The following is a 7,302-nucleotide window of genomic DNA, read 5'->3' as shown; positions in this document are numbered from 1 at the left end:
AACTGGTCGCGCGACCGGGTGCGCATCGCTGCGGACGGCGCCGCCGAGGTGAGCCTGGGCTCGGCCGCGCCCGGCTCCTACAAGGCCACCGGCGGCGAGATGCGCTCGGGCGCCACTGCCGACGTCGGCACCTTCAGCTGGAGTGCGCAGGCGCCTGATATGAAGCCGGGCACTGTCTTTGGCATGTTCGCCATTGCCGCAGGTGGCAACGACCAGCGCACGCTGGAGTTCGACTGGGAGTTCCTGGGCAGCGACACCCGCCATGTGCAGGTCACGGTGCATATGGAGAACAGCGCCGGCCGGCACATCCGGCCGCTCGAACGCACGGTGGTGGACCTGGGCTTCGACGCCTCCAACGGCGTGCACGACTACGACATCACGCTGAACGGCAGGAGCGCGGTCTTCCGCGTCGACGGCGACGTGGTGGCCACGTTCGACTCCTCCGACATGCCAGGCGGCGTGTGGTACACGGGCGAGTTGCGGAGCATTGTCAACCTCTGGGCGGGCGACTCGCGCTACAACACCTGGTCCGGCGTCTACTCACCCCTGTCCTCGCCCATTAAGGCGAGGATCCTCGACGCCAGCGTCCGCGACGGCGACCTGTCCGGCACTCCCCCATCTGAAGGCGATGGGGACAGCGACAGGACCCAGGGCACCAATGGCAACGACATCCTGAACGGGGGGGCAGGCGACGACGTCCTCAGGGGCAGACTGGGCCACGACCGCATGGATGGTAGTGGCGGCGACGACAAGCTGACCCTTGATGGCGGCAATGACGTCATCGACGGTGGGGCCGGCGACGATTGGCTGATGGTCTCAGGCGGCGCCGGCGTGACGGTGAACCTGAATATCGAGCGTGCGCAGGCCACCGGCATGGGCTCGGACGTGATCCGCAACATCGAAAACGTTGAAGGGACCTCGGAGGCGGATGAGTTCTACGGCAACTCCGATGCCAACTACCTTGAGGGATTGGCCGGCAACGACACTCTGCGCGGTCAGGCCGGGGCGGATACTCTCCACGGTGGCCGCGGACGCGATCTGATGGCGGGCGGCAACGACGAGGCGCGCGATGTCTTCATCTTCGATTCAGCTGCCGACAGCGCCCTGGGCGCCACGGAGCGGGACATCATCAACGACTTCACGCGCGGTGTGGATGAGATCGACCTGCGGAGCATCGACGCCAACACGGACGCGGGCGGAAACCAAGCGTTCAGCTGGAGCGGCACCGGCGCCGAGGCCCACGGGGTCTGGGTGGTCGAGAGCGGCGCGGATCTCCTCCTGCGGGGCGATGTCGACGGCGACGGCCGGGCCGACTTCGAGATCCAGGTCAACGATATCCAATCCTTGGGCGCGAACGACCTCCTGCTCTGAACCGGCGGGCGGCCGAGAGGCCGACTGCCTGGTGCCCGCTCCCGGTCGTCTGACCGGGAGCGGTCTTCTCATGAGGGCCAACCTCAACCTCGTTCCTACCACACTTCCGGCCTGATCTGCGGCTATCCTGGGATCCAGCCGGAACGGACCCCGCCATGACCCAGCAGCACGCCCGCCTTGTGGCCGAACTCACCGCCCAAGAGGAGGCCGAGATCGTGGCCCTCGAGGCGAGCATCCGCAACATCCACTGGCTGACCACCTCCGACGCCGAGAGCGCCCGCCGCGCCGCCAAGTCGATCAGGAGCAGCCGCATGGAGGCCGAGCGCGGTCTCGAAACCCTGCGGGCCGTGAACATCGGCACGCTCGATGCCAGCAACCAGCGCGACTATCTCGTGCAGGTCGAGACCTTCACACGAACCCTGGCCGCGGTGAACAGGGCACAGCCCCTGCGGCCGATGTGACCTAGTCGCCCCACAGCACTGCGACTGACCCCTGGCCGGCTCCGACCCACGCCAACATCTCAGTTGGGGACGATGCCAACGGCATCGAGCACCTCTGGGGTGATGGTGCCGGTCACGGGCAGCTGGTGGTCATGTTGGAACCGCGCCAGGGCGTCCTTGGACTGTGAGCCGATGATGCCGTCGATCGGACCGCTGTAGTAGCCATAGGCCTGAAGGGCGGTCTGGACTTGCAGGGTCAGCGGATCGAAGGCCGAGAGCGCCCAGTGGACAACGACCAGGGCGGCCCCGACGTAGACGACCCGGTGCCACCGCTTCAGGGCGCGGTGGACAAAGGCCAGGGCTGCACTGGCGTGGCCCACGTGGTGCAGCCACCTCCAGCAACGCCGCAGCAGAACCACAGCTGCGTCATCGACCGTCGCGGCGAACGCGAGAAAGATCAGCAAGGCCGCCCAACCAGCCAGCAGCCAGGACTGCTTGGCTTCCGCAATGATCAGGCCGAGGTCGCCCTTTCCGGCAGCGTAGGCCGTAGCATGCACCCCTGCGTAGAAGAAGGCCGCAACGCCCAGATCCCCACGCCTCTCGATGAGCCAGGTCAGCCAGCGTCCCTGAGAGAACAGCAGACGCAAGGGCGTGACCGCCGTGGTCGGGATCAGCAGGAGCGCCGCCCAAAGGCCGCTCCGATTCACCACCTCACCATAGGTCGAGACCCCGCTCGCCCAGCCCCACATCACCCAGAGCGCCGGAAGAGCCAGCAAGGCCCAGAGCAGCGGGCGTGAGGTCAGCAGGCGTGCTATGGCACTCTACTCATTGCGGACGGCTGACAACATAGGTCGCGCACAGGGGCGGTGGCTGACTTCGCGCGACCATCGGAATGCTGCTGGGAAACTCTTGTTGGGGACCGTTCGATCCCATGTCGCCGCATACAAACCGGAGGGGTGACGCGATGCCGAAGATGACGGACAAGAGCGGAAGCGGGATGACTGAGCGTGGCATTGTCACGTACGACTGGGATGAGCCCGGTGATGTGGGCGCGCAGATCCAGGCGGCCATCACGACGGTCGAGCGCTCGAGCTTTGCGCGGCTCGTCCAGCGGCTCACGGAGCTCGCGACCCGGATCCTAGTGGCAGCCGAGCTGCCCTCGGGCTCCGAGCAGGCCTATGTGGTCCGGCCGGATGGCACCTGGGCGGTGCTGGACGAGGCCGTCGATCTTAACGCCGAGCAGGACAGTGTTCTTCTCCCCCTCGACCAAGCCCTCCTGCACCTCGGCCATGCGCCGGACTCGCCCGAGGGCTATGCAGCTCGGGTGCTCAGGATCTTGAGCGTGGCCCAGGAGCAGCTCCGAGCCGGCAGTATGGATGAGGCGATGGCGTCGGCCTTTGCCGCGGGCGAGCTCGTCACCGAGGCGGCCATGAAGGGGATGTTCGAAGTAGACTTCCTGACCGGGGAGAGGGTCCGCGAGGGCGGCCGGCAGGGCCACAGGCGGGCCCATGGCAGCGAAGAGGACAAAGCTGCGCGACGTGCGAATTACATTCGGGCCTTCGACTTGGCGGTCATGCACGGCTTTGGCCGCATGGAGGCGTATCGAAGTGTGGCCAAGGTCTTCGGGGTGAGCCCCGTCACTGTCCGGCGCGCGATCGCGCAGCGGGGCGATCACGGCTGACTGCTCAGTCCTCCTGCTGATCACTGATCCTCTCGTACATGCTGTCCTGTTCCGGCGGTGAACAGGCGTCCTGCCCGTCTCGCCGTCCGGGCCGGCCCCACGGGGCCGCAGACAGGACGCAGGACACGTGCTCAGGCCCGACCCCCAGATCGCACCAGAGGACCGCGCGTCGGCGGAGTCCGAGGCTTCCGCCGCGCTCGTGGCTCTGGCGCGCCTGCTGGGGCGGATGGCGGCCCACCAGCACCTCGCCGCGTCCGATCCGACCGAAGGAGAGACGCGCCATGCCGACCAGGAGCCCGACCACGACCACGTCCAAGACCGCTACCCGAGCCGCTGATCTCGAGCGGCTGCTGACCATCCGCGAGGTGGCGGAACTCGAGGCCACCAGCACCAAGACGATCCGCCGCCGTATCGATGCGGGCGAGCTCCCGGCCATGAAGTCCGGCCGCCAACTGCGCATCCGTCCGCAGGACCTGCGCGCCTATCGCCTTCAGAAGCTCCTGGGTCAGTAGCAATGGACAACCGTACTAGCCCGATTGCCTGCCCCTGTGGCGCCCTTCGGCGGTCTCCACCGGTTCGGTCAAGCCTCCCAGAAGCTCCCGTTCCGTCTGTCCCCCGGACCTCTTTGCCCGATCGAACAGCCCTCGTCTCGCTGTCCCTCCTGTCCACCAATGTCCAGTCCTGGCAGGCACTTGGGCCCGTGTCAGGAGCTCGGTCCCTCCCGAAGGACCGGGCTGAGCTGTGCTACGATCTCCTGAATTGGCCCGTCTGGCCCCTGCTGTCCTCCTGATGCCCCTCGTGTCCGCCCCGCCCCGTTCCTGATCCGCCCTTTGTCTGATTGCGAGATCCCCATGATCCAGTCCCCTGCCCTGCCCGTCTCCGCCGCCTCGGTTGTCCCGAACGCTCGGGCCGCTGCCCCCTCCTCGCCTATCCCCTTCACCATGGCCGAGCTCATCCTGGCGATGCGCGCCGACCCTGAGCTGAGCCCAGTGCGCCGACGCAACCTCGCCTCCTCGATCAAGCGTCTCTGCGGCGCCCTGGGGCTGGCGCCGGACGAGACGCCGGCCGCGTTCTGGTTCCTTCGCGAGAAGCTCGAGGGTGTCCATCCGACGCAGGCCGGGATCCAGCCGCACCGGTGGGAGACCATCCGCTCGGACGTGGCCTTCGCCCTGAAGCGCATCGGCCTCGCGCCCGACCAGCCCCAGCCCCGGGCGGAGCTGTCGGAGGGCTGGACGGCGCTCCTCGCGCACATGACGGCCGCGGGGCTGCGCCACTGGGGCCTGTCGCGGCTCGCCCGCTTCTGCGATGGCCAGGGGATCAGCCCGGCCGCGGTCGACGACGTGGTCCTTGCCGCCTACGTGGCCTACCTCCGCACCCAGACGCTGAAGACCAAACCCCAGCAGCACCATCGCGAGGTCTGCCTGATCTGGAACAAGCTCGCGGCTGCAGCCGATGATCTGGGGCTGCAGTCGGTCACGGTGCCGAGCTACAGCACGACCTACTCGCCCCCTTGGGACGCGCTGCCCCTGTCCTTCCGCGCTGAGGCCGAAGCCTGGCTCACCGCCCTCTCGGAGGAGGGCGACCTGCTGAGCGAGACGGGGCCGCTGCGTCCCCTCCGGCCGGCCTCGATCACGGCCTACCGCTACGCCCTGCGGCAGGCCGTGGCGGGGCTCGTCGCCAGCGGACGTCCTCTGGAGACCATCACCTCGCTCGCCACGCTGGTTGAGGGCGAGGCCCCGACGCTTGCACTGCAGTTCCACCTGGACCGCAACGGCCAGCGCCCGAGCCAGATGCTGGCGCAGATCGCCCATGTGCTGGTGCTGGTGGCCCAGCACGCTGTGGGCGCCGAGGCGGCCACGGTCGCCAAGCTCAAGCGCTTCCGCTCGAAGCTCTCGCCCGCGCGCTCCGGCCTGAAGCCCCGGCCCAAGGCGGCGCTGCGGCAGTTCGTCGACCGCGGCAACATCGAGACGCTGATCATGCTGCCCACGCGCATCCATCTGCGCCTGCAGCGGAAGCCGGCCGCGGAGCTCACCCTGGCCGACGCCCGCCTCATGCAGGTGGCCGTCGCGCTCGAGCTCCTGCTGATGCGCCCGATCCGGCGGGGCAACCTCGTCGCGCTCCGGCTCGGCCAGCACATCCTCAGGGTGGGACGCCGCACGGTGATCGTGCTGGACGAGGCCGAGGTGAAGAACCGCGTGGGCCACGACTACGCGCTGCCGCCCGAGAGCGCGAAGCTCCTGGACTTCTACATCACGCGCCTGCTGCCGCTCTTCGGGCCCAATCCGGAGGGCTTCCTCTTCCCGGGTGAGAAGGCCGGCAAGACCAAGGCGCCCGAGCAGTTCGGCCGGGTCTTCTCAAAGACCATCCGTGCCGAGACCGGGCTCGCGGTCTACCCGCACCTGCTGCGCCACTTCGCGGCCACGCTCTACCTCACCGAGAACCCCGAAGGGCTGGAGGTGGTCCGCCGGGTGCTCGGTCAACGCAGCGTCGAGACCACGCTACGCAGCTACGCGGGCGTGCATGACCAGCACGCGGTGCGCCGCTTCGACGAGCTGGTGCTCGGCATCCGCGGCGCCATCCTGAAGGAGATCGGCCATGGCTGAGGGGGAGACATTGGTCGAGGGCCCTGCCCTGCTCGACCCCAAGTCCGATCCGTCTCGGCGGTGCCTCAAGCCCGAGCACTGGCCCGCGGGGGACCGGCAGGCCTGGGCCGCCGCCGTCGCGCCCGGCACCCTGCTCGAGGAGGGGGGCCTCGCCGCCCACTGGCGCCCGGCCACCCGCAAGAGCGTGCAGGACGCCTATGGACGCTGGCTCACCTTCCTGGACCGTCACGGCTGGCTCGACCCGGACGTCGGGGCCGCCGAGCGGCTGACCCCGGACCGCCTGCGCGCCTTCATCGCCGAGCTGCAGGCCACGGTCGCCCCGCTCACGGTGCGCAACCGCGTCCGCGACCTCAGCGAGGCGCTGCGGGTGATGGCGCCAGGGGCCGACCTCTCTGTCCTGCGGCGGGTGCGAGCCAAGCTCAAGGCCCGGAGCCGGCCCGTGCGCAATAAGCGCGCCCAGGTGGTGCCCAGCCGGGACCTCGTTGGCCTGGGCCAGGCGCTCATACAGAAGGCAGAGCGCGGCGAGGCCGCCCGCCCGCTCTGGAAGGCCGCGCTCTTCCGCGACGGCCTGATAATCCTGATGCTGGCCTGCCGGCCCCTCCGGCGGGCGAGCTTCGCGGGTCTCAGGCTCGGGCGGCATCTGGTGAGACGGGGCGAGGTCTATGTCCTCCTCCTCGACGAGCACGAGACCAAGAACCACCGCGCCTTCGAGCAGCCGCTTCCCCCGGCCCTCACCCCGCTGATCGAGCGGTACCTCGAGTACTACCGACCGGTGCTGCTGAGCGGAGGAGAGACCCGGACGGAGGCTCAGGTCGAGACCCAGGACCACCTCTGGATCTCCTGGCGGGGCAAGCCGCTGGCCGAGACCGGGGGCTATGCTGCAGTCATCCAACGGACCAAGGCGGCCTTCGGCACCGCCATCCCGCCGCACCGCTTCCGCGACTGCGCCGTCACCAGCCTGGGCGAGACCGACCCCGAGCTCGTCCGGCTCGCCCCCGCCCTCCTCCACCACGCCGACCGACGCACCGCGGAGAGGCACTACGACCAGGCTCGCGACGCCCAGGCCGTGAGCCTCTGGCAAGACTATGTGCAGGCGGAGCGGCAGGCCGCGCGCGAGGCGCTGCGGAGCGGAGCCGGACACGCGGACCGCGGACCCGCTCCAGGCGGGAACGCCCGGGCCGGTCGCCCCGGAAGCGCGGCCTAGATC

General features: G+C 69.2%; 8 protein-coding genes. 7 read left to right on the top strand and 1 reads right to left on the bottom strand.

The genetic code is table 11. The annotated features are described in order from the left end of the window. A partial coding sequence (locus RUMESO_RS11545) for a family 16 glycosylhydrolase (RefSeq protein WP_156362908.1) occupies positions 1 to 1,371 on the top strand: 1,371 nt, incomplete at its 5' end. Positions 1,372 to 1,526: 155 nt separating this feature from the next. Next, positions 1,527 to 1,832, top strand: coding sequence for a hypothetical protein (locus RUMESO_RS11540; protein WP_037280294.1), 306 nt, complete (start codon positions 1,527 to 1,529; stop codon positions 1,830 to 1,832). A 59-nt stretch (positions 1,833 to 1,891) separates the two neighbouring features. On the opposite strand, the gene RUMESO_RS26400 is transcribed toward RUMESO_RS11540, so the two are convergent. Then, positions 1,892 to 2,587 (bottom strand): peptidoglycan-binding protein, encoded by a 696-nt coding sequence (locus RUMESO_RS26400; RefSeq protein ID WP_211262868.1) that lies wholly within the window; start codon positions 2,585 to 2,587, stop codon positions 1,892 to 1,894. 188 nt (positions 2,588 to 2,775) lie between these two features. Between RUMESO_RS26400 and RUMESO_RS11530 the strand changes: the two genes are divergently transcribed. From RUMESO_RS11530 to RUMESO_RS11510, 5 genes are all read left to right on the top strand, one after another. After that, positions 2,776 to 3,492 carry a hypothetical protein gene (locus tag RUMESO_RS11530; protein ID WP_037280293.1) on the top strand — a complete coding sequence of 239 codons (717 nt, stop codon included), beginning with the start codon at positions 2,776 to 2,778 and terminating at the stop codon, positions 3,490 to 3,492. Positions 3,493 to 3,619: 127 nt separating this feature from the next. After that, on the top strand, positions 3,620 to 3,829 hold the full coding sequence (locus RUMESO_RS25750) for a hypothetical protein (protein ID WP_169791165.1): 210 nt from the start codon (positions 3,620 to 3,622) through the stop codon (positions 3,827 to 3,829). Next, on the top strand, positions 3,774 to 4,004 hold the full coding sequence (locus RUMESO_RS25170; RefSeq protein WP_037280291.1) for a helix-turn-helix domain-containing protein: 231 nt from the start codon (positions 3,774 to 3,776) through the stop codon (positions 4,002 to 4,004). The genes RUMESO_RS25750 and RUMESO_RS25170 overlap by 56 nt, the downstream gene beginning before the upstream one ends. Before the next feature lie 339 nt (positions 4,005 to 4,343). Continuing rightward, positions 4,344 to 6,095 carry a site-specific integrase gene (locus RUMESO_RS11515; protein WP_037280290.1) on the top strand — a complete coding sequence of 584 codons (1,752 nt, stop codon included), beginning with the start codon at positions 4,344 to 4,346 and terminating at the stop codon, positions 6,093 to 6,095. After that, the gene (locus tag RUMESO_RS11510; protein ID WP_037280289.1) at positions 6,088 to 7,299 is read left to right on the top strand and encodes a site-specific integrase; all 1,212 of its coding nucleotides are present in this window, start codon (positions 6,088 to 6,090) and stop codon (positions 7,297 to 7,299) included. The genes RUMESO_RS11515 and RUMESO_RS11510 overlap by 8 nt, the downstream gene beginning before the upstream one ends. Positions 7,300 to 7,302: the final 3 nt, after the last annotated feature.

This window comes from Rubellimicrobium mesophilum DSM 19309, from assembly GCF_000600335.2.
Lineage (GTDB): Bacteria > Pseudomonadota > Alphaproteobacteria > Rhodobacterales > Rhodobacteraceae > Rubellimicrobium > Rubellimicrobium mesophilum.
The sequence above is the reverse complement of the archived record's forward strand: the minus strand, read 5'-3'. Positions and strand labels throughout refer to the sequence as shown.